The organism is Tenacibaculum sp. IB213877, from assembly GCF_034043975.1.
GTDB lineage: Bacteria > Bacteroidota > Bacteroidia > Flavobacteriales > Flavobacteriaceae > Polaribacter.
This window is the reverse complement of record NZ_JAXCHH010000008.1, coordinates 35,687-62,639: the sequence shown is the minus strand read 5'-3', so window position 1 is coordinate 62,639 and position 26,953 is coordinate 35,687. Positions and strand designations below refer to the sequence as shown.

General features: G+C 33.0%; 25 protein-coding genes and 5 tRNA genes. 9 read left to right on the top strand and 21 right to left on the bottom strand.

What is annotated here, in order from left to right:
• Positions 1-66: 66 nt before the first annotated feature.
• Positions 67-849, bottom strand: a complete 783-nt coding sequence (locus SLH33_RS09710) for a S1/P1 nuclease (protein WP_320418896.1) — start codon at positions 847-849, stop codon at positions 67-69.
• Between the two features lie 116 nt (positions 850-965).
• Between SLH33_RS09710 and SLH33_RS09705 the strand changes: the two genes are divergently transcribed.
• From SLH33_RS09705 to SLH33_RS09670, 8 genes are all read left to right on the top strand, one after another.
• Positions 966-1,826, top strand: a complete 861-nt coding sequence (locus tag SLH33_RS09705; protein ID WP_320418895.1) for an SPFH domain-containing protein — start codon at positions 966-968, stop codon at positions 1,824-1,826.
• Between the two features lie 91 nt (positions 1,827-1,917).
• Entirely contained in the window at positions 1,918-2,076 is a 159-nt protein-coding gene (locus tag SLH33_RS09700; protein WP_320418894.1) for a DUF4177 domain-containing protein, read from the top strand.
• 2 nt (positions 2,077-2,078) lie between these two features.
• Complete coding sequence (locus SLH33_RS09695) at positions 2,079-2,591, top strand: hypothetical protein (RefSeq protein ID WP_320418893.1); 513 nt, start codon at positions 2,079-2,081, stop codon at positions 2,589-2,591.
• 89 nt (positions 2,592-2,680) lie between these two features.
• Positions 2,681-2,845, top strand: a complete 165-nt coding sequence (locus SLH33_RS09690) for an Arc family DNA binding domain-containing protein (protein ID WP_320418892.1) — start codon at positions 2,681-2,683, stop codon at positions 2,843-2,845.
• Between the two features lie 65 nt (positions 2,846-2,910).
• Positions 2,911-4,176 (top strand): DUF819 domain-containing protein, encoded by a 1,266-nt coding sequence (locus SLH33_RS09685; RefSeq protein ID WP_320418891.1) that lies wholly within the window; start codon positions 2,911-2,913, stop codon positions 4,174-4,176.
• A 40-nt stretch (positions 4,177-4,216) separates the two neighbouring features.
• Complete coding sequence (locus tag SLH33_RS09680) at positions 4,217-4,918, top strand: DUF4369 domain-containing protein (RefSeq protein WP_320418890.1); 702 nt, start codon at positions 4,217-4,219, stop codon at positions 4,916-4,918.
• Positions 4,919-4,994: 76 nt separating this feature from the next.
• A complete protein-coding gene (locus SLH33_RS09675; protein ID WP_320418889.1) occupies positions 4,995-5,483 on the top strand; it encodes a PAS domain-containing protein in 489 nt (162 codons plus the stop codon).
• A gap of 83 nt (positions 5,484-5,566) precedes the next feature.
• Positions 5,567-7,198 (top strand): acyl-CoA dehydrogenase family protein, encoded by a 1,632-nt coding sequence (locus SLH33_RS09670; RefSeq protein ID WP_320418888.1) that lies wholly within the window; start codon positions 5,567-5,569, stop codon positions 7,196-7,198.
• Between the two features lie 55 nt (positions 7,199-7,253).
• On the opposite strand, the gene SLH33_RS09665 is transcribed toward SLH33_RS09670, so the two are convergent.
• Positions 7,254-9,080 (bottom strand): DUF885 domain-containing protein, encoded by a 1,827-nt coding sequence (locus tag SLH33_RS09665; RefSeq protein ID WP_320418887.1) that lies wholly within the window; start codon positions 9,078-9,080, stop codon positions 7,254-7,256.
• Positions 9,081-9,217: 137 nt separating this feature from the next.
• Here SLH33_RS09665 and SLH33_RS09660 point away from each other — a divergent pair, with 137 nt between their 5' ends.
• Positions 9,218-9,781, top strand: coding sequence for a hypothetical protein (locus SLH33_RS09660; RefSeq protein WP_320418886.1), 564 nt, complete (start codon positions 9,218-9,220; stop codon positions 9,779-9,781).
• Between the two features lie 75 nt (positions 9,782-9,856).
• Here SLH33_RS09660 and SLH33_RS09655 read toward each other — a convergent pair whose 3' ends face one another.
• The 19 genes from SLH33_RS09655 to SLH33_RS09565 form a co-directional block, all read right to left on the bottom strand.
• On the bottom strand, positions 9,857-10,171 hold the full coding sequence (locus tag SLH33_RS09655) for a DUF3467 domain-containing protein (protein WP_320418885.1): 315 nt from the start codon (positions 10,169-10,171) through the stop codon (positions 9,857-9,859).
• A 55-nt stretch (positions 10,172-10,226) separates the two neighbouring features.
• Positions 10,227-14,501 carry a DNA-directed RNA polymerase subunit beta' gene (gene rpoC, locus SLH33_RS09650; RefSeq protein WP_320418884.1) on the bottom strand — a complete coding sequence of 1,425 codons (4,275 nt, stop codon included), beginning with the start codon at positions 14,499-14,501 and terminating at the stop codon, positions 10,227-10,229.
• A 99-nt stretch (positions 14,502-14,600) separates the two neighbouring features.
• Positions 14,601-18,410, bottom strand: coding sequence for a DNA-directed RNA polymerase subunit beta (gene rpoB / locus SLH33_RS09645; RefSeq protein ID WP_320418883.1), 3,810 nt, complete (start codon positions 18,408-18,410; stop codon positions 14,601-14,603).
• A gap of 245 nt (positions 18,411-18,655) precedes the next feature.
• A complete protein-coding gene (gene rplL, locus SLH33_RS09640; RefSeq protein ID WP_320418882.1) occupies positions 18,656-19,033 on the bottom strand; it encodes a 50S ribosomal protein L7/L12 in 378 nt (125 codons plus the stop codon).
• A gap of 49 nt (positions 19,034-19,082) precedes the next feature.
• Entirely contained in the window at positions 19,083-19,601 is a 519-nt protein-coding gene (gene rplJ, locus SLH33_RS09635; protein WP_320418881.1) for a 50S ribosomal protein L10, read from the bottom strand.
• Between the two features lie 21 nt (positions 19,602-19,622).
• On the bottom strand, positions 19,623-20,315 hold the full coding sequence (rplA, locus tag SLH33_RS09630; RefSeq protein WP_320418880.1) for a 50S ribosomal protein L1: 693 nt from the start codon (positions 20,313-20,315) through the stop codon (positions 19,623-19,625).
• A gap of 18 nt (positions 20,316-20,333) precedes the next feature.
• Entirely contained in the window at positions 20,334-20,771 is a 438-nt protein-coding gene (gene rplK / locus SLH33_RS09625; RefSeq protein WP_320418879.1) for a 50S ribosomal protein L11, read from the bottom strand.
• A gap of 75 nt (positions 20,772-20,846) precedes the next feature.
• Positions 20,847-21,395: a transcription termination/antitermination protein NusG gene (gene nusG, locus SLH33_RS09620; RefSeq protein WP_320419001.1), complete on the bottom strand. Its 549-nt coding sequence runs from the start codon at positions 21,393-21,395 to the stop codon at positions 20,847-20,849.
• Between the two features lie 2 nt (positions 21,396-21,397).
• Positions 21,398-21,589 (bottom strand): preprotein translocase subunit SecE, encoded by a 192-nt coding sequence (gene secE, locus SLH33_RS09615; RefSeq protein ID WP_320418878.1) that lies wholly within the window; start codon positions 21,587-21,589, stop codon positions 21,398-21,400.
• 14 nt (positions 21,590-21,603) lie between these two features.
• Positions 21,604-21,676: transfer RNA gene (locus tag SLH33_RS09610), tRNA-Trp, on the bottom strand.
• A 68-nt stretch (positions 21,677-21,744) separates the two neighbouring features.
• Complete coding sequence (tuf, locus tag SLH33_RS09605; protein WP_320418877.1) at positions 21,745-22,932, bottom strand: elongation factor Tu; 1,188 nt, start codon at positions 22,930-22,932, stop codon at positions 21,745-21,747.
• A gap of 71 nt (positions 22,933-23,003) precedes the next feature.
• Positions 23,004-23,076: transfer RNA gene (locus SLH33_RS09600), tRNA-Thr, on the bottom strand.
• Positions 23,077-23,086: 10 nt separating this feature from the next.
• Positions 23,087-23,159: transfer RNA gene (locus SLH33_RS09595), tRNA-Gly, on the bottom strand.
• Between the two features lie 17 nt (positions 23,160-23,176).
• Positions 23,177-23,259, bottom strand: a tRNA-Tyr gene (locus tag SLH33_RS09590).
• A gap of 38 nt (positions 23,260-23,297) precedes the next feature.
• A tRNA-Thr gene (locus SLH33_RS09585) sits at positions 23,298-23,371 on the bottom strand.
• Positions 23,372-23,469: 98 nt separating this feature from the next.
• Positions 23,470-23,778 carry an HPF/RaiA family ribosome-associated protein gene (locus SLH33_RS09580; RefSeq protein WP_320418876.1) on the bottom strand — a complete coding sequence of 103 codons (309 nt, stop codon included), beginning with the start codon at positions 23,776-23,778 and terminating at the stop codon, positions 23,470-23,472.
• 4 nt (positions 23,779-23,782) lie between these two features.
• A complete protein-coding gene (locus SLH33_RS09575; protein ID WP_320418875.1) occupies positions 23,783-24,670 on the bottom strand; it encodes a tyrosine-type recombinase/integrase in 888 nt (295 codons plus the stop codon).
• Positions 24,671-24,772: 102 nt separating this feature from the next.
• Positions 24,773-24,970 carry a 30S ribosomal protein S21 gene (gene rpsU, locus SLH33_RS09570; protein WP_320418874.1) on the bottom strand — a complete coding sequence of 66 codons (198 nt, stop codon included), beginning with the start codon at positions 24,968-24,970 and terminating at the stop codon, positions 24,773-24,775.
• Between the two features lie 303 nt (positions 24,971-25,273).
• A complete protein-coding gene (locus tag SLH33_RS09565; RefSeq protein WP_320418873.1) occupies positions 25,274-26,659 on the bottom strand; it encodes an alpha-amylase in 1,386 nt (461 codons plus the stop codon).
• Between the last annotated feature and the right edge of the window lie 294 nt (positions 26,660-26,953).

Below are 26,953 nucleotides of genomic sequence, written 5' to 3'. Positions count from 1 at the left end.
ATTAACTCTTTTTAACTAAAAAACCTCTTTTAAAAAAGAGGCTTTGCTTTGTGTTTTATCAATTTTCTAACAAAAAATATCGTTTAATATTTTAGCTAATCTAATTCCGCCTTTTTGTAATTGTTCTCTTACAATTGGAAAATACTCATACGAGTAACGATAACGTAAGTTTTCTCCTATTTCAACAGATGCATATACTTTTTTGGTAATTTCATGAGTTTCTTCAACCCAATCAACAACATTACCTTTCTGCAATTGTTTAATTTGTTCTTTTGAAAGGTTTTTTGTGTTGTTTGCTAATTCAGCATAACTCATCTTCCACTCTTCAATCATATTCTCATCCCAAACACGGTGTAAATTAGTTCCTCTTTTAAACCATTGTAATTGTACAGTATTTCCTCCTTTGTCTTCTTTTTGACCAATATGCATTGGCTGATGTAAATCTCCCACCAAATGCACTAACATTTTTAAAAAAAAGCGTTTCTCTTCATCAGATGATTTTTCATCCTTCAATACTTTAATACAATGATTAATACCAGTTACCAAATCTCCTTTCGGATTTTTCTCTGAAGAATGATAATGACCATCTAAAGGCATGTTTATATAGTGCCATGTATAATATTGACTATATTTTCTATCAGATTTTATTTCATCTGCAAACGTAGATACGAAAGCTAAACTTTCTCCTTGTAAGAGTTTTTCAATCTTACGTTTTGCTTTATTTTTTAAATGCTTCTCAGCAATTTTTCCAGTAGTTCTATGTCCTGTTGGACCCCAAATATCTGTGTTTGAAAAGGCTGATACACTTAAAGACAGTAACAGTATAAATAGTATATTTTTTATTTTCATCTTGATTATAATTTTTGCTAAAGTAAAAAATATTTTTAGCCCTACTGTTTGGAAAAATTAAAAATTTTTATATATCTTTATGATATCATTTTAATATCAATATAAATTCAACTACTATGGAAACAGAAAAAGTTACAAAGCCTACCAACGGGTACTTAATGCTATTTATAGTATTACTATTAATTTTTGGAGGAGTATATCTCTCTTTTGCTAACAAAGCTCCTATTTACATAACTATGATATTATTAGGGCTTTTTCTGGCTCTAGGATTTATTTTAGTGAATCCAAATACATCAAAAGTTTTGTTACTCTTCGGAAAATATGTGGGAACCGTTAAACAAAATGGTTTGTATTGGGCAAATCCATTTTATACTAAAAAGAACATTTCTTTAAGAGCTAGTAACTTTGATAGTGAGCGTTTAAAAGTTAATGACAAATTAGGTAACCCGGTAATGATTAGTACCATTTTAGTTTGGAGAGTGACAAACACTTATAAAGCTGCTTTTGATGTAGATAATTACGAAAACTTTGTTCGTGTACAAACTGATGCCGCAGTTCGTAAACTGGCAAGCATGTATCCGTATGATAATTTTGCAGATGATGGTCATGAAGAAGACATTACGCTTCGTTCAAGTGTTAATGAAGTTAGTGATGCTTTAGAAAAAGAATTGGAAGAAAGATTGGCAATTGCAGGTATTGAAGTTTTAGAGGCTAGAATTGGTTACTTAGCGTATGCCCAAGAAATTGCCAATGCCATGTTAAAGCGTCAACAAGCTACCGCTATTGTTGCTGCAAGACATAAGATTGTTGAAGGTGCTGTAAGCATGGTTGAAATGGCTTTAGATGAATTAGGTAAAAAAGAAATTGTGGATCTAGATGAAGAGCGTAAAGCTGCTATGGTTAGTAATCTTATGGTTATTTTATGTGGTGATAAAGATGCGTCTCCAATTGTTAATGCCGGAACATTAAACCATTAACTATGAAATGAGCCATAACAATTCTTGATTCCAACCAAGATGTTTATTAGCAAATTGCATCTCATCAATAAAAAACAATAAATTAAAATAGATGAAAGAATATAAAGTCATAAACTGGAAAATGGGTTTAACAGGTAACAACCAAAAATTAGAAGACACCTTAAACAATTATTCAAGAGAAGGATGGAAAGTCATTCATATTGCTGAACATTCTGCAAGAATAGTTTTTGAAAGAAATAAAAATCGTTAATCATGAAAGTGTTTATTGAAGAACAAAAATACACGCAATGGTATATTTGGATTACGCACCTCTTTAATTTAGGTATGATTGGTCTTTTTTTGTACGCACTTTACTCTCAACTAATTTTAAACACTCCTTTTGGCGATAGTCCTTCTCCTAATTGGGTGTTAGTTGTCTTAATTGGAGTTATGATTGGTATATCAGCATTAATTTATTCAATGAAATTATCGACTAGAATTGATGAGAAAGGAATTCAATATAAGTTCTTTCCTTTTCATCAATCTTTTAGAAAAATTCCATGGGAAAATATAAATAAAGTATATACTAGAAAGTACAATCCAATAACAGAATATGGTGGTTGGGTTTTACGTACAGGCTTTTTAAGTAAAAAAGGAAAAGCAGTTAATATATCAGGAAATATAGGAATTCAGTTAGAATTAAAAAACAACAAAAAACTATTAATCGGTACTCATAAAGAGCAGGATGCTAAACTTATACTCTCTACTTATAAAAATAAATTTTAAAACCATGATACAATTTATCTTATATCTGGTGATACTCATCATAACTTTAATTAGTATTATAATTTAGTAAATGAATTAAAAACAAATAAATGGCTAAAAAGAAAGCGTTTGCATTACGAATAAATGAAGACATGCTCAAAGCAATTGAAAAATGGGCTGCTGATGAGTTTCGATCTACCAACGGACAGATTGAATGGATGCTTATGCAGACTTTAAAAGATGCAAAACGAGAACCTAAAAAGAAGGAAGAATAGCCATATTCATTCTAAAAAGAACATCCCATATATTTTTGATACATTAGCGAAAATTTATTCTTCTAATGGAAAATCAACCGCTTTTTTCAAATGATGCTATAGTATTTGGTATCTTAATGATTTCACTCGGATTCGTATTTTATACCGAAAGTAAAAAAACAGGGTTTTGGTCTAAATTCTATAAAATTGTTCCCGGATTATTAATGTGTTACTTAATTCCGGCAATTTTTAATTCCTTAGGATGGATTTCTGCTGATGTATCTCAAACCTACTATATCGCAAGTAGATTTTTATTACCCGCATCTTTGGTTTTAATGACTTTAAGCATAGATCTAAAAGCCATTTTTAATTTAGGTCCTAAGGCATTAATTATGTTCTTTACAGGAACTATTGGAATCATTATTGGAGGTCCAATTGCTATTTTATTAATTTCTTTAGTATCCCCAGAAACTGTTGGTGGCGTTGGTTTTGATGCTGTATGGCGTGGACTTTCAACCCTTGCAGGAAGCTGGATTGGTGGTGGAGCAAATCAAGCAGCAATGTTAGAAATTTATCAATACAATCCACAAAAATATGGAGGAATGGTATTAGTAGATATTGTTGTTGCTAACATTTGGATGGCGTTGATTTTAATAGGAATAGGAAAATCTAACAAAATTGATAATTGGTTACAATCAGATACTTCTGCCATTGAAGAATTAAAACAAAAAGTAAGTTCATTTGCCGAAAGCGTTACTCGCAATCCGTCATTAACCGACTTGATGATTATTTTAGCGCTGGCTTTTGGTGCGGTAGGGTTTGCTCACTGGGGAGCAGATGGTATTTCATCTTTCCTAAAAAACAATTTTGAAGCTGTTTCTGATAAGTCTTCTGCCCTATCTTCTTTTTCATCTAAATTCTTTTGGATGATTACCATAGCCACAGCTATCGGAATTTTATTATCTTTTACCAAAGCAAAAAATTACGAAGGAGCTGGTGCCAGTAAAATTGGTAGTGTTTTTATTTATGTGTTAGTAGCAACCATTGGTATGAAAATGGACTTATCAAAAATTGTTGAAAACCCTGGTTTGATAGCTATTGGTTTAGTATGGATGGCTATTCACGCTGGATTACTAATTTTAGTAGCAAAACTAATTAGAGCTCCTTATTTCTTCTTAGCAGTAGGTAGTCAAGCTAATGTGGGTGGAGCTGCTTCTGCACCTGTAGTTGCTGCCGCTTTTCATCCTTCTTTAGCTACTGTGGGAGTTTTATTAGCTGTTTTTGGATACGTTGTAGGTACGTATGGTGCTATTTTATGTACAATTTTGATGGAAATAGCATCAAAAGTTTAAATGAATTCTGCATATTTGCAATCGATAATTTTAAGATACAATGAAAAGATTTATAGCTGTTTTAGTATTTGCTGTCGTTGCTTTTTCTTGCTCAAAAGAAAAAGGAAACATGGTGGTAAAAGGTCAAATTAAAGGATTAAAAAAAGGTACTTTATATCTTCAAAAAATGAATGATACCTTGTTAGTATCTGTAGATTCTGTTAAATTATTTGGTGATGATAAGTTCTTACTTTCTGATAATGTTGAATCTCCTGTAATGTATTATTTAACTTTTGATGGAAATACTCAAGAGAAAAAAATAATGTTTTTTGGTGAACCGGGTGAAATTACAATTAACGATAATGTTGAAGAGTTTGGTTGGAAACCTGGAATTTCAGGATCTAAAAACCAAGAAGTAATGGATAAATTCAATGAAATTAATCAACAATTCAAATTAAAAAGGTTAGATTTTATTGCAAAAGACATGGAAGCTCGTGCTAAAAAAGATACTGCTGCTATGGATAGTTTAGAAAAAGAGTACAAAAAAATGGTACGTCGTCGTTTTCTATTTACAACTAACTTTGCTGTTGCTAATCCTGACACTGAAGCGGCACCATACATTGCTTTATCTGAACTTTTTGATGCTAATCTTTATTTATTAGACACCATAAATAACAGCTTAACTAGTAGAGTTAAAAGTTCTGATTACGGTATGCGTTTACAAAAGTTTATTGATGATGTAAAAGCTCAAGAAAAAAAATAATCATTTTTTATAAATCATTAAAAAGGCTCAACAACTTTGTTGAGCCTTTTTATTTTTTAATCAGTAAATTTACTGTATGAAAAAAACTATTGGAAAGTATGTTCAAGACATACAAATAATGCCACTGATATCTTGGGATATTTATTCTCAATTTACATTAACCAATAAAGAGTCACTCTCACAAGATCTTAAACAATTATCTTTATATGCTTCTAAATTTAATTGGGAACATAATTTCAAATCAATTTTACAGAATAACACCTATGATGCTCTAGTTTTAACTAATAATTTAAAAGAAATTATATGGGTAAACAAAGGTTTTACTAAAATGACAGGTTATACTAAAAAGCAAGTCATAAATAAAAAACCTAGCTTTTTACAAGGAAAGGATACTTCTGAAAGTAAAAAAATAGTCATCAGAAAAAAACTCAACGGAAAAATCCCTTTTAAAGAAGTAATTTTAAACTACAAAAAAGATGGAACACCATATAAGTGTGAAATCTATATTATTCCTATAAAAAAAGAAAAAGTAACACATTACTTAGCTTTAGAAAGAGCAGTGTAACAACTTATCAGTTATCTCAATTAGCTTCTTGATTATAGTTAACTTTTATTTGTTAACTTAGGCACTAATCTTATCTAAAAACAATGAAAACACACCAAGTTTTTAATCAATCTCCAGTTTTTGAGAACGTAAATTTATACGAGTTTGATGCCATCATGCAATCTTTAGTCAAAAAGCAAGATATAAGTTGGATTGAAGATACACTTAAAAATTACGGTAAACATTTAGGAGATAAAGAATGGATTTATAAAGGAAAGTTAGCTAATGAATACACTCCAAAATTCCACACACATAATACCAAAGGCTTTAGAGTTGATGAAGTTGAATTTCATCAATCGTATCATGATTTAATGCAATTAGCAATTAAAAATGAAGTACATAGTTTACCTTGGGTAAGTCAACAAAAAAATGCACATGTTGCCCGTTTGTTTCTTAATTATTTAGATAATCAAAATGAAGCAGGAACCAGCTGTCCGTTAACCATGACGTTTTCTGCAGTTCCTCCGTTAAAAAAATATTTTCCGCAAGCGGATGAATGGTTGCCGAAGATTCTAAATCAGGAATACGATCCGTCAAACAAACCTTATTTTGAAAAGAAAGGACTCACCATTGGTATGGCAATGACCGAAAAACAAGGAGGTACCGATGTACGAGCCAATACAACTGTTGCAATTCCTGAAAACACAAAAGAACGCGGTGCTGTGTATCATTTAACAGGACATAAATGGTTTTGCTCTGCACCCATGTGTGATGGATTCTTAACCTTAGCGCAAACCGAAGGCGGACTATCCTGTTTTTTATTTCCTCGTTGGAAACCAGACGGAACTAAAAACAACTTCAGAATTCAACGTTTAAAAGACAAATTAGGAAATAAATCAAACGCATCCAGCGAAATTGAATTTGATGGTGCTTTGGCTTGGTTAGTCGGTGATGAAGGAAGAGGCGTACCCACCATTATTGAAATGGTAGCACTTACCCGTTACGACTGTATGATTGGTTCTTCCGGATTGATGCGCAGAGGCTTATCAGAAGTTTTACATCATATTAAATATAGAAGTGTTCTTAGTAAAGAACTCATTAACCAACCTTTAATGCGTAATGTGGTTGCCGATTTATGTTTAGAGTCGGAAGCGTCTTTAACCATGACATATCGAGTAGCACAATGTTTAGATAATTTTAAAAATGAAGAAGAGCAATTATTACTTCGTCTTTTAACTCCAATTGGTAAATTTTGGATCACTAAAAGAGCTATTACTTTTTTAGGTGAAGCTATGGAATGTTTGGGTGGTAACGGTTATGTTGAAGATAGTATTTTACCAAGACTCTATAGAGAAGCTCCTGTAAATGCCATTTGGGAAGGTAGTGGTAATGTTCAATGTTTAGATGTGTTAAGAGCTTTTCATAAATCACCAGAAATTAAGGATGTTTTGTTCCGTTTCTTAAATCAGGAAAAAGGAAAGATTGAAGCTTATGATGCGTATGTTGAACGTTTAAAAAATCGTATCAATAGCACAAAAAATATGGAAGGTAATGCAAGAATTATGGCTTCAGAAATGGCTTTAAGTATTCAAGCCTCTTTAATGATTACATATTCTACTGAAGAAAGTGCATTAGCTTTTTGCGAAACTAGATTAACTGGTGGAACTGGATATCATTTTGGATATTTAACCGAAGAAAAGTGGATTGATCATATTTTAGAAAGAAATAGTATGTAACAAAAAATCCGTTGAAAGCTTTCAACGGTTTTTTTTATGTGCATAAATAAAGAGGTTACGCTTTTTCAGAAGCGATATACTCATCAACTTTATTTTCTAAAACATTTAATGGTAACGGTCCGTTTGTTAAAACCACATCGTGGAATTTTCTAATATCAAACTTTTCTCCTAGTTCTTTTTTAGCTTTTTCTCTTAACTCAACAATCTTCAGCATTCCAATTTTATAAGCTGTTGCTTGACTAGGCATTACAATATGACGTTCTACCATTTTTACAGCATCTAACTCAGTATTTGGTGTGTTTTCGGTATAATAGTTAATTCCTTGCTCACGCGTCCATTTTTTAGCGTGAATTCCTGTATCAACTACTAAACGACAAGCTCTCCATAATTCCATTGCTAAACGACCAAAATCTGAATACGGATCTGAATAGAAGCCCATTTCTTTCGGAATTAATTCAGAATATAAGCCCCAACCTTCAACATAAGCTGTATAGCGAGCAAATTTTCTAAACATTGGCACATCTTTCAATTCTTGTGCAATCGCAAATTGCATATGATGTCCCGGAATACCTTCATGATATGCTAACGCTTCCATTTGGTATGTTGGCATACTACTCATATCATATAAATTTGCATAATAGGTTCCCGGTCTTGAACCATCTAAAGCTGGTTGTTGATAAAATGCTTTTCCTGCTGATTTTTCTCTAAAAGCTTCCACCGCTTTTACTCGAATATCTGCTTTTGGTTTAGTGATAAACAATTCATCTAAACGAGTTTTCATACTATCAATAATATGGGTTGCTTTCTTTAAGTAGGCTTCTTTTCCTTCGGCTGTATTAGGATAATAGAATTGTTTATCAGTTTTCATAAACTTAAAAAAGTCTTGTAACGAACCTTCAAACCCAACTTTGTTTTTAATACCTTCCATTTCACCATGAATTCTACCAACTTCTTTTAATCCGATTTCGTGGATGTCTTCAGCAGTTAAATCGGTTGTAGTTGTTCTTTTTAATGCATTGTTATAAAATGCTTCTCCGTTAGGAAATTTCCAAGCTCCATCATCTGTAGTAGCAACTTTCTCTTGCTCTTCTAACGTAGAAATTAAATTTTGATAAGCGGGTAATACTCCGTTTAATAATGCTTCTTTACCCTTACTTAACAATTCATTCTTTTCATCTGTTGAAATATCTAATCCGTTTACTTTCGATTCAAAATCATTTAATAACGTTGATTTTTTTGCTGATTTATCAAAAGGCTGACCTTCAATAACATTTCTAGAATCTTCTAAAACCTTTGCAAAAACAAATTTTGGAATCATGATTCCAGCTTCTTGTCGCTTTTTTAAATTAGCCGATAATTGCTCAAATAAAGGCTTCATATTTAGCAAACGACTGATATAGTCTTCAGCACCTTTTTTATCTTTTACCTGATGCATATTGATTAAAAATGCAGGAATTTCAGCTTGCATCCCGTGCATTTGGTTTACAGGGTATGTATACAGTCTGTATTTGTCATCTGCAATAGTATTTTCTAAGTTTTGTTTGAATAAATCTAGACTCAATTTAGCATCAGAATCTAAAGCATCAACTTTTACCGAATCTTTAATCCATTGTAACGCTTGTTTAGTTAACTCTAATTCTTTATCTGCAAACTCATCAGAAATATTGTTCCATTTATCAGCATCTTTAGTAATACCTAAATAGGTTTGATACATTGGATGACGATCTAAATTCTCATCAAATTGCTTTTGAAAAAAAGCATTTACTTTGTCTGATTCTTTTTTAATTTCTTCAGCTGTATATGTTTTGGCAACCTCTTTTTTACAAGAACCCAAAACTAGTAAACCAACAACAGCTGTTACTTTTACAAAATTTGATTTCATTAATTATGTTTTAAAACTGAAAGATACTAAAACCAAATTGTTTGCTAATTTAATTTCTATTAACTTAGCTATCTATGAATATCCACAATTAAAACAAATGGATATTCTTTTACCTTTTGTAAGCAATTCTCGAAATAATGCAAAAAATCATATTATTTTCTTTATTACTATTCATTAATTGTTCGAACTCTGAACAAAAAGACAAAATCAAAAAAGTAAAAACTACTGTTGAGTTATCAATCAAAAGAGTCTCTTCTAAATCAAATAAAATAATTTGGGCTTTTAATGAAAAAAAGGCAAAAGGAATTGATAATTCAGATGAACTTCAAAAACTTTATGAAGAAGCTTCCATTACCAATAAAGCTTGTAGAACATTATTAGAAAATCTGGAAAATATAGATTCTAAAATCGATTTAAAAAAAGAGGCTATAAAGTATGTAGATTACAGTGAAGTATTATTGACAAAATTCTCCAAACCAATTATTAAAACTAATCTAGATACTCTAGCAAACGATACAAAACTTATTGAAGAAATGTTTCGAGTTGTAAAAGAAGGAATGGAAGTTACTCAAAAAATGAATGATAAGTTATTTGCTTTTTGTAAGGAACATAAGCTAAAATCAGAATTTACAACGTATGATAAGTCTGAATTTGATGAAAAAGTTGAGGAAGTTGAAAGATTAATAATTGAAAGAAAATAACTGCTTACAATAATAGCTAAACATTAAAATATAATCCATAAAAAAACCGAAACTCATGAGTTTCGGTTTTTTGTTTTATGCTTCACCAGTGGTTCCACCAAAATTCATAGGAATAGGCGGTTGTTCATAGTCTTTTATTTCACCATTATTCTGCTCAAACTTTCTAATATTATCTGCTAATGCTTTACTTAAACGTTTGGCATGCTGAGGTGTTAATATGATTCTTGATTTTACTTTTGCCTTAGGTACACCTGGCATAATATTAATAAAATCTACAATAAACTCAGATACTGAATGATTGATAATTGCCAAGTTACTATACGTTCCTTCTGCAATTTCTTGATCTAACTCAATATTTAATTGAGGTTCTTTGTTCTTATTATCTTCCATTAAAATTCTTTTAAAAAAGAAAGACCTCTAAAATTAGAGGTCTTTACATATTGAATTATAAACTTTTTTCAATTTCTTCTTTAGAACCTACAATAATGTTTTCGTATTCCTTCATACCTGTACCAGCAGGAATTCGTTTACCTACAATAACATTTTCTTTTAATCCGTCTAAAGTATCTACTTTTCCATTAACAGCTGCTTCATTTAACACTTTCGTTGTTTCCTGGAACGATGCTGCTGAGATAAATGACTTAGTTTGTAACGAAGCTCTTGTAATACCTTGTAATACTTGTTCTGCTGTTGCAGGTTGAGCGTCTCTTGCTATTACTAAATTTTTATCTGCTCTACGTAAAATTGAATTTTCGTCTCTTAATTGACGTACGGTAACTAATTGTCCTGACTTTAAGTTTTGAGAATCTCCTGCATCCTCAACAACTTTCATTCCGTAAATATCATCATTTTGTTGGATAAAATCATTCTTATGTACTAGTTGGTTTTCTAAGAATAATGTATCTCCAGAATCAATGATTCTTACTTTTCGCATCATTTGACGTACAACTACTTCGAAGTGTTTATCATTAATCTTCACCCCTTGTAAACGATATACTTCTTGAATTTCGTTTACTAAGTACTCTTGTACTGCAGATGGCCCTTTAATTCTTAAAATATCTTCTGGCGTTGTTGCTCCATCAGATAACGGCATACCTGCTTTGATAAAGTCATTCTCTTGAACTAAGATTTGATTAGAAAGTTTTACTAAATACTTTCTTATATCTCCAGTTTTAGATTCTACAATAATTTCACGGTTACCACGCTTAATTTTACCAAATGTTACCACACCATCAATTTCTGCAACTACTGCAGGGTTAGATGGGTTACGTGCTTCAAATAACTCCGTTACACGTGGTAAACCTCCTGTAATATCTCCGGCTTTACCAGATTTACGAGGTATTTTAACCAATGTTTTACCCATTTCAACATCGTCTCCATCATTTACCATTAGATGTGCTCCTACTGGTAAGCTGTATGAACGTAAAGCATTACCATCTTTATCTTCAACTATTAAAGAAGGTATGATTTTCTTATTTTTAGAATCTGTAATTACTTTTTCTTGGAAACCTGTTTGTTCATCAATTTCAACAGAATAGTTTATACCTTGTTCTAAGTTATCAAATCTAACTTTTCCTCCAAATTCTGATACAATAACTCCGTTAAATGGATCCCATTGACAGATTGCATCTCCTTTTTTAATGGTATCTCTATCTTTATTAAAAATAATAGAACCATAAGGAATGTTATTAGTACTTAAAGTAATACCTGTACGTTTATCAACAATCTTAATTTCAGCTGTACGAGAAATTACAATATCCACTTCCTCTCCTTGACTATCTTTACCTTTAACGGTACGTAAGTCATCAATTTTAACATTTCCTTCAAATTTAGCAACTAAAGTGTTTTCTTCAGAAATGTTTCCTGCTACCCCACCAACGTGGAATGTACGTAATGTTAACTGTGTACCTGGTTCTCCAATAGACTGTGCGGCAATTACACCAACAGCTTCTCCTTTTTGTACATTAGAGTTGGTAGATAAACTCTTACCATAACATTTAGCACAAATACCTGAATCAGCCTCACATGTTAATGGTGATCTTACTTCTACTCTATCAATACCTGATGCTTCAATTTTCTCAGCAACAGGAATAGATATTAATTGACCAGATTTTACTAATAACTCATCAGATACTGGATCATATACGTCATGTAAAGAAACACGTCCTTCAATTCTATCTGATAAAGACTCAACAATCTCATCATTTTTCTTTAAAGGAGTAACTTCTAATCCACGTAAAGTACCACAATCTTCTTCATTAATAATCACATCTTGTGAAACATCTACTAAACGACGCGTTAAGTAACCTGCATCGGCTGTTTTTAATGCGGTATCGGCAAGACCTTTACGCGCACCGTGTGTAGAGATAAAATATTCTAAAATTGAAAGACCTTCTTTAAAGTTAGATAAAATTGGGTTTTCAATAATTTCTCCACCACTAGCTGTAGATTTTTTAGGCTTAGCCATTAATCCACGCATACCAGTTAACTGACGAATTTGTTCTTTAGATCCACGTGCTCCAGAATCTAACATCATAAATACTGAGTTAAATCCTTGTTGATCTTCACGTAAACGCTTCATAGATAATTCTGTTAAGCGGTTGTTTGTAGAACCCCAAACATCAATTACCTGATTATAACGTTCTTTTTGGGTTAACATACCCATGTTATAGTTCATTACAATTCCATCAACTTCTTTGTTTGCCTCAGCAATCATCGTATGTTTTTCTTCTGGAATAATAATATCTCCTAATGAGAATGATAATCCTCCTTGGAATGCAAACTTATAACCCATGTTTTTGATTTCATCTAAGAAGTTTCCTACAGAAGGAATATCAGTAACTTTTAAAATACCACCAATAATTCCTCTTAAAGATTTCTTAGTTAAAACCTCATTAATATATCCTGCTTGTTCTGGTACTACTTCATTGAATAATACACGACCAACAGTGGTTTCAATAATTTTAGTTACAATCTCACCATTTTCACCAAGGTCTTTTGTTCTAACTTTAATTCCAGCATTTAAATCAACTCTTTCTTCGTTGAAAGCGATAATTACTTCTTCTGGTGAATAGAAAGTTAATCCTTCTCCTTTAATTGGCACTTCTGGAGTAGATTTTCTCTCTTTAGTCATATAGTAAAGACCTAATACCATATCCTGAGATGGTACAGTAATTGGAGCACCATTTGCAGGGTTTAAGATATTGTGAGAAGCTAACATTAATAATTGTGCTTCTAAAATAGCCTCTGGACCTAATGGTAAGTGAACCGCCATCTGATCCCCATCAAAGTCGGCGTTAAATGCCGTACATACTAATGGATGTAAACGAATAGCTTTTCCTTCAATTAACTTAGGTTGGAATGCTTGAATACCTAAACGGTGTAAGGTAGGGGCACGGTTTAACAATACCGGATGTCCTTTAATTACATTTTCTAAGATATCCCAAACAACAGGCTCTTTTCTATCTATAATCTTCTTTGCAGATTTTACTGTTTTAACAATTCCTCTCTCGATTAACTTACGAATAACGAAAGGCTTGTACAATTCAGCTGCCATATCTTTTGGCAATCCACATTCGTATAATTTTAATTCTGGACCTACAACAATTACAGAACGAGCAGAATAATCAACACGTTTACCTAATAAGTTTTGACGGAAACGACCTTGTTTACCTTTTAAACTATCAGATAACGACTTTAATGGTCTGTTTGATTCTGTTTTTACTGCAGATGATTTACGTGTATTATCAAATAATGAATCTACAGATTCTTGTAACATACGTTTTTCGTTACGTAAGATTACTTCAGGAGCTTTGATCTCCATTAATCTTTTTAAACGGTTGTTACGGATAATTACACGACGATATAAATCGTTTAAGTCTGAAGTAGCAAAACGACCTCCATCTAATGGAACTAATGGACGTAATTCTGGTGGAATCACCGGAACTACTTTCATGATCATCCATTCTGGATTGTTCTCTCTATTTTTTTGAGAATCTCTAAATGCTTCAACAACATTTAAACGTTTTAATGCTTCGTTTTTACGTTGTTTAGAAGTTTCTGTATTTGCTTTATGTCTTAATTCATAAGAAAGTTGATCTAAATCAATTCTTTCTAATAAATCAATTAAACATTCTGCTCCCATTTTAGCGATGAACTTGTTAGGGTCAGAATCTTCTAAATACTGATTATCTTGTGGTAAAGTATCAACAATGTCTAAGTACTCTTCCTCAGTTAAGAAATCCATTTTTTGTAATGGCTCTCCTTCTGCATTTTTAGCAATACCTGGTTGAATTACTACGTAGCGCTCGTAGTAAATAATCATATCTAACTTTTTAGATGGTAAACCTAATAAGTATCCCATCTTGTTAGGTAATGATCTGAAGTACCAAATATGCGCAACTGGTACTACTAAATTAATATGACCTACTCTATCTCTACGTACTTTCTTTTCAGTTACTTCAACACCACAACGGTCACACACTATTCCTTTATAGCGAATTCTTTTATATTTACCACACGCACATTCGTAGTCTTTTACAGGTCCGAAAATACGCTCACAAAACAAACCATCTCTTTCTGGTTTGTGTGTACGGTAATTAATGGTTTCTGGCTTTAACACCTCTCCTTTTGATTCTGCTAAAATAGACTCAGGAGATGCTAATCCAATTGAAATTTTGTTAAACTTCTTAACAGTGTATTTTTCGTTTTTTCTTGCCATGATAATGGATTCGAATTAAAAAAATTGACAGTCTTTAAAAGACCAATATTGAAAAAATGATTTGCCTCTGAGCCAAAACTCAGAGACACTTCACTGTACTTATTCTTCTAACTTAACGTCTAGTCCTAAACCTTTAAGTTCATGCATTAATACGTTAAAAGATTCTGGTAAACCTGGTTCTGGCATAGGTTCTCCTTTAACAATACTTTCGTATGTTTTAGCTCTACCTAATACGTCATCTGATTTTACCGTTAAGATTTCTCGTAAGATACTTGATGCTCCATAAGCCTCAAGTGCCCAAACCTCCATTTCTCCGAAACGCTGACCTCCAAACTGTGCTTTACCTCCTAATGGTTGTTGTGTAATTAACGAGTAAGGACCAATAGAACGCGCGTGCATCTTATCTTCAATCATATGTCCTAACTTAATCATGTAAATTACTCCAACTGTTGCTGGTTGATCAAAACGCTTACCTGTACCTCCGTCATATAAATAGGTATGACCAAATCTTGGAATTCCGGCTTCATCAGTTAATTTATTAATTTCATCTAATGATGCTCCATCAAAAATTGGTGTTGCATATTTTTGACCTAATTTTTGACCTGCCCATCCAAGTACAGTTTCATAAATCTGACCAATGTTCATACGCGATGGTACCCCTAATGGATTTAATACGATATCTACAGGTGTTCCGTCTTCTAAGAAAGGCATATCTTCTGCACGAACAATTTTTGCAACAATACCTTTGTTACCATGTCGACCTGCCATTTTATCACCTACTTTTAATTTACGTTTTTTAGCAATGTAAATTTTAGCAAGCTTTAATATTCCGGCTGGTAATTCATCTCCAACAGAAATGGTAAACTTCTCACGACGTAATACTCCTTGTAAATCGTTTACTTTAATTTTATAGTTGTGAATTAATTCACCTACTAATTTATTTAAGTCTTTATCAGTAGTCCAACTTCCGCTTAAATGAGTAAAATCATCTACAGAGTTTAACATCTTTTGGGTGAATTTCTTTCCTTTAGGAAATACTTCTTCTCCTAAATCATTAAAAATTCCTTGAGATGTTTTTCCGCTGATTAAACCGAATAATTTTTCTACTAATATATCTTTTAAACCTTCAAACTTAGATACAAAAGATGCTTCTAAAGCAGCAATTGCTTCTTTATCACGAGCACGCTTGTTTTTATCTTTTACTGCACGTTTGAATAATTTCTTGTCAATTACTACTCCTCTTAATGATGGTGAGGCTTTTAATGATGCATCTTTAACATCACCTGCTTTATCACCAAAGATTGCACGTAATAATTTTTCTTCAGGAGTTGGATCAGACTCTCCTTTTGGAGTAATCTTACCAATTAAGATATCTCCAGGATTTACTTCTGCTCCAATTCTAATCATTCCGTTTTCATCTAAGTCTTTAGTAGCCTCTTCAGAAACGTTTGGAATATCGTTAGTTAACTCTTCTGCTCCTAATTTTGTATCACGAACATCTAATGAATACTCGTCAATATGAATAGAAGTAAAGATATCTTCACGAACAACTTTTTCAGAAATTACAATTGCATCCTCAAAGTTATACCCTTTCCAAGGCATAAAGGCTACTTTCATGTTTCTTCCTAAAGCTAATTCTCCTTTTTGCGTTGCATACCCTTCACAAAGAACCTGACCTTCTTCAACTCTGTCTCCAACTTTTACAATTGGTTTTAAGTTGATGTTTGTTCCTTGGTTAGTTTTTCTAAATTTAATTAAGTCGTATGATTTTTCATCAGAATCAAAACTTACTAAACGCTCTTCATCTGTTCTGTCATACTTAATTATAATTTTGTTTGCATCTACATACTCTACCGTACCTGCACCTTCTGCATTGATTAAGATACGAGAGTCTTTTGCTACTCTACGCTCTAAACCTGTACCTACAATTGGTGATTCTGGACGTAATAATGGAACTGCTTGACGCATCATGTTAGATCCCATTAATGCACGGTTTGCATCATCGTGCTCTAAGAACGGAATTAACGATGCAGAAATAGATGCAATTTGGTTAGGAGCAACGTCCATATAATTAACTACATCTGGAGTAACTACCGGAAAATCTCCTTCTTCACGTGCAATTACTTTATCTCTATCAATAGTTCCGTCTTCTTTAACTTCAATATTAGATTGTGCAAACTTCATTCCTTCTTCTTCTTCCGCACTTAAATAGATTGGATCTTCAGAAGAAACTTGACCATTGTCAACCTTTTTATATGGGGTTTCAATGAAACCTAAGTTATTTACTTTAGCATACACAGCTAAAGATGAAATAAGACCAATGTTAGGTCCTTCAGGAGTTTCAATCGGACATAAACGACCATAATGTGTATAGTGAACGTCACGAACCTCGAAACCTGCTCTTTCTCTTGATAAACCTCCTGGTCCTAATGCCGATAAACGACGCTTATGAGTAATTTCTGCTAATGGATTTGTTTGATCCATGAACTGAGATAACTGGTTAGTACCAAAGAATGAGTTAATAACTGAAGATAATGTTTTTGCGTTAATTAAGTCGATTGGTGTAAACACCTCGTTATCACGAACGTTCATACGCTCACGAATTGTACGAGCCATACGTGCTAAACCTACACCAAACTGACCTGCTAACTGCTCTCCTACTGTACGTACACGACGGTTAGATAAGTGATCGATATCATCAACTTCAGCCTTTGAATTGATTAGCTCAATTAAATACTTAATGATGGTGATAATATCATTCTTAGTTAATACCTTTTGATCGATATCTTCATTTAAGTTTAATTTGGTGTTCATTCTAAAACGACCAACTTCACCTAAATTATAACGTTGCTCTGAGAAGAATAACTTATCTATAATACCACGTGCAGTTTCCTCGTCTGGCGGTTCTGCATTACGTAATTGACGATAGATATGTTCTACGGCTTCTTTTTCAGAGTTTGTAGGATCTTTTTGTAATGTATTATGAATGATTGCATAATCTGCTTGCTGATTATCTTCTTTATGTAATAAGATAGTTTTAGCTCCAGCTTCGATTATTTCATCAATATGTTCTTTCTCTAAAATGGTATCACGGTCGAAAATAATTTCGTTACGTTCAATTGAAACAACTTCTCCTGTATCCTCATCTACGAAATCTTCAAACCAAGTTTTTAATACTCTTGCTGCTAATTTTCGCCCTAATACTTTCTTTAATCCAGCTTTCGATACTTTTATTTCTTCTGCTAGATCAAAAATTTCTAAAATATCTTTATCTCTTTCAAAACCTATGGCTCTGAATAATGTAGTAACTGGTAATTTTTTCTTTCTATCAATGTAGGCGTACATTACCTGATTGATATCGGTTGCAAATTCAATCCAAGATCCTTTAAAAGGAATTACTCTTGCTGAATATAATTTTGTTCCGTTAGCATGAAAAGATTGTCCGAAGAACACACCTGGTGAACGGTGCAACTGAGATACAACAACTCTTTCTGCCCCATTAATAATAAAGGTTCCTGAGTTAGTCATATAAGGAATTGTACCTAAATATACATCTTGAACAATAGTTTCAAAATCTTCGTGTTCTGGGTCGGTACAGTATAACTTTAAACGTGCTTTTAATGGAACGCTGTAAGTTAATCCTCTTTCAATACATTCTTGAATGCTGTATCTTGGTGGATCTACAAAATAATCTAAAAATTCTAATACGAATTGATTGCGTGTATCTGTAATTGGAAAGTTGTCCATAAAGGTTTTGTACAAACCTTCTTCACCTCGCTCTTCAGCTTTTGTTTGCAATTGGAAAAAATCTTGAAAAGATTTTACTTGAATATCCAGAAAATCTGGATAGTCTGTTCCTAATTGTGATGATGCGAAGTTAATTCTTTCAGTAGTGTTTATTGTTGCCAAAAGAGTATCTATTTTTTAATTAAAAATATTTAGATGCAACCCTTAATACATTGGGTATTGCAACACTTAGTATTAATATTGAGTGTTATAAAGTTAACAATCAATATTTTAAGATAAAAATATTACAAAACAAATTTTGTAATAAATTGATTAATGAATATATACACAAAATGGTTTAGGGCTAAAGCTAATGCTTTAGCGCCTAAACCTGTATTTGTTTTTCCCTTTTTATTCGGGAGTGTAGATTACTTTAACTCTACTTCAGCTCCAGCTTCCTCTAAAGACTTTTTAAGACCTTCTGCCTCATCTTTAGATACTCCTTCTTTTACTGCTTTAGGAGCGCTATCTACGATTTCTTTAGCTTCTTTTAATCCTAATCCAGTTAATTCTTTAACTAACTTTACTACAGCTAATTTAGAACCTCCTGCTGCTTTTAAGATAACGTCAAATTCAGTTTTCTCTTCACCAGCATCTCCTCCAGCTCCTCCTGCAGGACCTGCTACTGCTACTGCTGCTGCAGCTGGCTCAATACCATACTCTTCTTTTAAAATATCAGCTAATTCATTAACTTCTTTTACAGTTAAGTTAACTAATTGTTCTGCGAAATCTTTTAAATCTGCCATTTTAATTGTTTTTTAAAAATTTTATTATTTAGTTTATTAGTGCGCTTAATTATTTTTCTGATAATGTTTTTAAGATACCTGCTAATTTACCTCCACCTGATTTTAAACCAGAAACAACGTTTTTAGCTGGTGATTGTAATAACATAATAATATCTCCAATAAGTTCTTCACGAGACTTGATGTTAACAAGTGCGTCTAATTGATCATCACCAATATAGATAGCTTCTTCTACGAATGCTCCTTTTAATAATGGTCTATCTTTAGACTTTTTTCTGAACTCTTTAATTACTTTAGCAGGTGCATTACTTGCTTCAGCAATCATTAAAGAAGTATTACCTTTTAATGTGCTTGGTAATTCTCCAAAATCTTTATCAGAAGCCTCCATTGCTTTTTCTAACAATGTATTCTTCACTACAGCCAATTGTACGTTTGCTTTAAAACAAGCTCTACGTAAATTTGATGTGGTACCTGCATCTAGTCCAGAAATATCTGCTAAATAGACTACATTAGTATCTGCCAATTGCGCTGTTAAATCTTGAATTACTTGTGATTTTTCTTCTCTAGTCATAATTGAAAAGTTTTAACTGCCTTATGATACAGATTTTACATCTACAGGAACAGAAGGACTCATGGTTGAAGACATAAAAATGCTTTTAATATAAGTACCTTTTGCCGCTGTTGGCTTTAATTTAATAAGTGTTTGAACTAATTCATTAGCGTTTTCTTCAAGCTTACTTGCATCGAAAGACGCTTTTCCTATTGCTGCATGTACAATACCAGTTTTATCAACTTTAAAATCAATTTTACCAGCTTTTACTTCTTGTACTGCTTTACCTACCTCCATAGTTACTGTACCAGTTTTTGGGTTAGGCATTAAACCTCTTGGACCTAATACACGTCCTAAAGGACCTAATTTACCCATTACTGAAGGCATTGTAATAATAACATCAACATCAGTCCAACCTCCTTTAATTTTTTGAAGGTATTCATCTAACCCAACATAATCTGCGCCAGCCTCTTTAGCTTCTGCTTCTTTATCTGGAGTAACTAATGCTAATACTTTTACATCTTTACCTGTTCCGTGTGGTAAAGTTACCACTCCACGTACCATTTGATTTGCTTTACGAGGATCTACTCCTAAACGCACTGCTAAATCTACAGATGCATCAAATTTTACGTTTGTTATCTCTTTTACTAAAGCTGATGCTTCTCCTAAATTATAAACTTTTGAGCTATCAATTTTAGCACGAGCTTCTTTTTGCTTTTTTGTTAATTTTGCCATTTCGAATCTCTTTTAAGTTTAAGCAGGAGCATCACCTGTTACTGTTAATCCCATAGAGCGAGCTGTTCCTGCAATCATTTTCATTGCTGATTCAATTTCAAAGGCATTTAAATCTGCCATTTTATCTTCTGCAATAGTTTTTATTTGATCCCAAGTAACACTTGCTACTTTTTTTCTGTTTGGTTCTCCAGAACCTTTTTTAACTTTGGCCGCTTCTAATAATTGTACTGCAGCTGGTGGTGTTTTTACAACAAATTCAAATGACTTGTCTGTATAAACTGTAATAACAACTGGTAAAACTTTACCTTGACTGTCCTGTGTACGAGCATTAAATTGCTTACAGAACTCCATGATATTAACACCGGCAGCACCTAAAGCGGGTCCAACTGGTGGCGATGGATTCGCAGCACCTCCCCTAACTTGTAGTTTAACTAACTTACTTACTTCTTTTGCCATTGTTTAAAATTTAATGATATGTTTAAAATTGGAAGCTAAAAACATATCTTTTTCAAAATATATTAGTTGTAACAATTATATTTTCTCTACTTGCATGTAACTTAATTCTAATGGTGTTTTTCTTCCGAAAATTTTCACCATTACTTCAAGCTTACGTTTTTCTTCATTTACCTTTTCAATAGTACCATCAAAACCATTGAAGGGTCCATCAATAACTTTTACAGTTTCTCCTACTGTATAAGGAATTGCAACATTTTCATCTTTAACAGAAAGCTCATCAACTTTACCTAACATTCTGTTAACTTCTGATTTACGCATTGGCACAGGATCTCCTCCTTTTGTTTCACCTAAAAAACCAATAACACCTGTTACTGATTTGATTACGTGAGGCACTTCACCTGCCAAATTTGCTTCAACCATAATATAACCAGGAAAATAAACTCTTTCTCTATTTATTTTCTTACCGTTTCTTATTTGAACAACTTTCTCTGTTGGCACAATTACCTGACTTACATAATCAGATAATCCTAAACGAGAGATTTCAGTTTCAATGTAGTTTTTAACTTTATTCTCTTGACCTCCGATTGCTCTCACAACATACCATTTCATCACCGAATCAGCCATCATTAAAACATTTTAAAGAAGTTATCTAAACCTGTTTGAAAAACTTTATCTATCGCCGCTACTGCTAAAGCAAATAAAATAGTAAATACAGCTACAACTATAGTAGACTTTTGTGCTTCTTCACGAGAAATCCAAGTCATATTTGTATTTAATTCTTCAAAAGAATCTTTGATATATTGTATAAAGTTGCCCATTATTTTATTATTTGCACGGGTTGAGAGACTCGAACTCCCGACACCTGGTTTTGGAGACCAGTGCTCTACCAACTGAGCTAAACCCGTTTATTCATTTATAAAGGCGTCTCGAATGAATCGAGACACCCTTAAAATTTATTATAATTAAACTATAATTAGTCTAAAATTTCAGTTACCTGACCAGCTCCAACTGTTCTACCTCCTTCACGGATAGCGAACTGTAAACCTAAGTTTAATGCAATTGGCTGGATTAAGTCTACTGTGATAGTTAAGTTATCACCTGGCATTACCATTTCTACTCCATCAGGTAAGTTAATGTTACCAGTTACGTCAGTTGTACGTACGTAGAACTGTGGACGGTAGTTATTATGGAATGGCGTGTGACGACCACCTTCTTCTTTCTTTAAGATATATACCTCAGCTTTGAACTTAGCGTGTGGAGTTACAGAACCTGGCTTAACGATTACCATACCTCTCTTAATCTGAGTTTTTTCAATACCTCTTAATAAGATACCTGCGTTATCTCCAGCCTCACCTCTGTTTAAGATTTGACGGAACATTTCAATACCAGTTACTGTAGAAGTTAACTTCTCAGCACCCATACCGATGATCTCTACAGGATCTCCAGAATTGATAACTCCAGTTTCGATACGACCAGTTGCTACAGTACCACGACCAGTAATAGAGAATACATCCTCGATTGGCATTAAGAATGGCTTATCAGTATCTCTTGGTGGCTCTTCAATCCAAGCATCAACAGCTTCCATTAATTCTAAAACTGTATCAACCCATTTTTGCTCACCGTTTAAAGCTCCTAAAGCAGAACCTTTAATTACAGGACCATTATCTCCATCATACTCATAGAAAGATAATAAGTCTCTTACTTCCATTTCTACTAATTCTAATAACTCCTCATCGTCAACCATATCAACTTTGTTTAAGAAAACAACGATACGTGGAATACCAACCTGACGACCTAATAAGATGTGCTCACGAGTTTGTGGCATTGGACCATCTGTAGCAGCAACTACTAAGATAGCTCCATCCATTTGTGCAGCACCAGTTACCATGTTCTTTACATAATCCGCGTGACCTGGACAGTCAACGTGTGCATAGTGACGGTTCTGAGTTGCATACTCTACGTGAGAAGAGTTAATTGTAATACCTCTTTCTTTTTCTTCTGGAGCGTTATCAATTTGATCAAAAGCTCTAGCTTCTGAATATCCAGCATCAGCTAAAACTTTAGTAATAGCTGCAGTTAAAGTAGTTTTACCGTGATCTACGTGCCCGATAGTACCAACGTTTAAGTGTGGTTTCGAACGATCATAAGTTCCTTTTGCCATGATTATAAATTTTAATTCTTAGTTAAATATATTTAGTGTTATTTTAAACTCTTAAATAAACTCTAAAATAGAGCCAACAACGGGATTTGAACCCGTGACCTCATCCCTACCAAGGATGCGCTCTACCAACTGAGCTATGTCGGCAACAGTTTTGAGCGGGAGACCGGGTTCGAACCGGCGACATTCAGCTTGGAAGGCTGACGCTCTACCAACTGAGCTACTCCCGCATTTTTTAAGGATTTTGTGGGGAGAGCAGGATTCGAACCTGCGAAGTCGTAAGACAACGGAGTTACAGTCCGTCCCATTTGGCCGCTCTGGAATCTCCCCATAAACCTTAAAATATTTTAAAGAACTTGTTCTTTTTGAGCCGATAGAGGGACTCGAACCCACGACCTGCTGATTACAAATCAGCTGCTCTAGCCAGCTGAGCTATATCGGCTATTGTTATAAAAAAACAATCCGCTATTTCTAACGGACTGCAAATGTAAAAAGTAATTTTTAATTTCTAAAACTTTTTTTAATTATTTTTTAATCTTTTTACGACACTAAGGAATCTTTGTGTTTTTCTTTTGATTTTCTTAATTGTCGCTTTAAGGATTCTACGCCAACACTTATACCCTCTTCAAAGGTTTTTGCTACTTTTTTAACAATCATTTCATCACCGGGAACATTAATTTTTACTTCTGTTATTTTGTTCTCCTTATCACTTGTTTTTTGAACTTTTAAAAACACTTCTGCATCTACGATCTTGTCGTGAAATTTTTCTAAACCTCCTACTTTTTTTTCGATAAACTTAATTAAATCTCCATCTGCTTTGAAGTTTACTGATTGAGTGAATACTTTCATAGTGTTAATCGTTTTTGTTGCTCCTAGGATGAGCTTTGTTAAACATATCTTTAATTTGACTCAAATTATTGTGAGTATAAACTTGAGTTGATGCTAAACTTGAATGTCCTAGTAATTCTTTAACTGAATTTAAGTCTGCGCCTTCGTTTAGCAAATGTGTCGCAAACGTGTGCCTAAGTATATGTGGACTTTTTTTTACTTTAACAGACACCTGACTAAAATACAAATTTATTGTTCTGTAAACAAGTGTTTCGTAAATTTTTAACCCTTTTTTTGTTACTAAAAGTTCCTCTACTTTTGAGGGATATTCTTTTTTAAATTCGAGGTATTTTGTAAGAGTTTGAATAACAGAAGGCAACAAAGGCACAAACCTTTCTTTATTCCTTTTCCCTAAGACCTTAATCGTTTTATTGTAAAGATCAACATCTTTTTCTTTTATATTGATTAACTCATCTCTACGCATTCCTGTTGAATACAATAACTCTACAATTAATTTATTTCTTACGGACTCAAAATCATCTTCCTCAATACCTTCAATTACCTTATCTACTTCTTTTTGAGTGAATGGTATTTGCACATTCTTTTGGGCTTTTAATGCTTTATGTTTTTGTAATGGATTTACACTTATAACTTCCGTTTTTTGTAAAAATTTATAAAAGGTTTTTAAGGAAGTAATTTTTCTGTTGATAGTTCTATTAGTTAATCCTTGATTAACCATGCTCACAATCCAACTTCGTATTTGATTGTAATGGACATTTTCTAAATCTGTTTGATCGAATTCAACTTCGCAAAAATCTTTAAAAGCCATCAAATCTGTTTGGTAAGCCAATACAGTATGTTTGGAATAATTTTTTTCTAATAGAAGGTAATTAAGAAATTGTTGAATTAACATATACAAGTTACATGAGTAAAACTCAAATTTACAAAATGATGTGCAAATAAAAATCCCACACAATAACTTGTATGGGATTTTTTATTTTGATGAAGACATCTACTATCCGATTTCTTCTTGAGTTCTTAATCTTTGAACGTAAGATGCTTTAATCTTTTGAGCTCTTTTTGCTACAGATGGCTTAGTGAACTGCTTACGATCACGTAATTGTCTCATAGTTTTTGTACGATCAAATTTACGCTTGTAACGTTTTAACGCTCTATCGATATTCTCTCCTTCTTTAACTGGAATGATTAACATGTTTTTGCACCTCCTTTCATTGTAGTATCTTTATATTTTAAGTAATGAACAGACACTGATCTGCTTATTACATGATTAATTCTTATTTTTTCGGATTGCAAAGATACAAACTTCTTTTTATTGGACAATTATTATTTTTTAGTTTTTTTTGCGTTAGGGGTTGTAGTGGCATCCTTTTGCTTTGCAAAAGATATAACGAAAAACCCGACGGTTTTATTCATCGGGTTTTCTAAAAACAAGCTAAAAGCTTTGTCTGGGGATTATACTTGTAAATATTTTTTAAATAAAACCGGAACGCCCAAATTATTTTGGCGCCCAAACTGAATAACTTTTTGGTGGTACTTGAATTTTTACCCATTTGCCAGATTGTGTAACTGGTTCCCAGTTTGAGTGACCTGTGTAATCTTTTATAGTTGTGTTTGACCAATTGGTTTCTACCCAACGCTCTTGCCATGAATTTGAATTATTAATATACACTACAATTCCTGCGCTATTATAACCGTTTCTTTTTGCTATATACTCATCATTATCTGTATATAAAATTGAAGTGCTACCCGATGCTAAATTGTTATGTATCCAAATTAAATTGTTTAATCTTTCTTTATTTAACCACTCTTCATAATCTCTATAAAATATGGTTGGATACCCTTCGTGTGTTAAAATATAGGCATAGGCTAACATTTTTCCGTTAATAATTTCATCTGTATCATGATTGGTAACAAAAGTTACTGCTTTCATTGAGTTACGTTTCCATAACATATCATCATTCAAACGATTTAAATCATTTCCTTCAAAAGCATCTTTCATTCGATAATAACATGCAAAATCGAATGCGCTTACTTCTGCTTGACCCGACCACCAATCTAAAGTAGCTGCATTACCATCCCAATACTCTCCTACTGAGAATCCACCAACTTCGTTTTTCCAATCTTTCACTACCCAAGGTTCGAAACCTTTTACATAGTCAAAACGCCAACCGTCAAAGCCCATTACATTTTTATAATACTTAGCAACACTTTCAGCTCCTTTCCACAACCAATCCTGTACATAAGCTTGATCGTGACACAAATCTGGGAAGCCACCAAAAGCACCTGAATCATTATTGTGAATACCGTTTGGATGGAAATCATTATAGCTTCGGTAGAATTTTCCTGATAACGGATTGAAGTCAGTCCAGTTAGATTGACCTGTAAACGGATTCACTTCACTATCTCCTCCACTGTTATGATTGATAACAATATCTGCAATTACACTTAACTGTGCTGTATGCGCTTCGGTGATTAAACTTTGAAGTTCTGCTTTAGAACCAAAACGTGTTTCAACGCTTCCCATTTGATTATACTGGCCGAAATCATAATAATCAAAAGGATCATATCCCATTGAGAAAGCTCCGTTTTGAGCTTTAGAAGCTGGTGGTAACCAAATAGCATCTATACCTGCATTACTCCAATCTTGCACTTTGCTTTCTACTGTTTGCCACCAAGTTCCGCCTGCTGGCACATCCCAATAAAAGGCTTGCATCATAACACCTGATCCGATGGGTTTTAATCCGCTACGTGCTGCTACTTGCTCTTCTTTTTTGTTAATTTCTGTTTGAGTTTTTAATTGATCTTCTGTTTTTTCTGAAGAACAACCAACGCCTAAATATAGAATGACTATTAAGGCGCTTAATTTTTGAAGGGTTTTCATGGTTTGTTTGATTTTATTCACGGTAAGTTAAATAGAGAAAATCAAACTACGAAATCGATATAGAAACGAAATCGATTTCGTGTTAATAACTTATTGTTATTTCAATAAAAAACACAAAAACATAAACTAATTATAAATTTTAAGGTGTTTTTTTGACAACTAAATAAAAAAAAGAGCCTCCTTATCAAGAAAGCTCTTACAAAATATCATTTATAAAAATCTTATGTAGCCGGCTTATATTCCTTCTTATCAATTATCATTTTTGCGATGCGAGAACGCATTTTCGCAAAAATG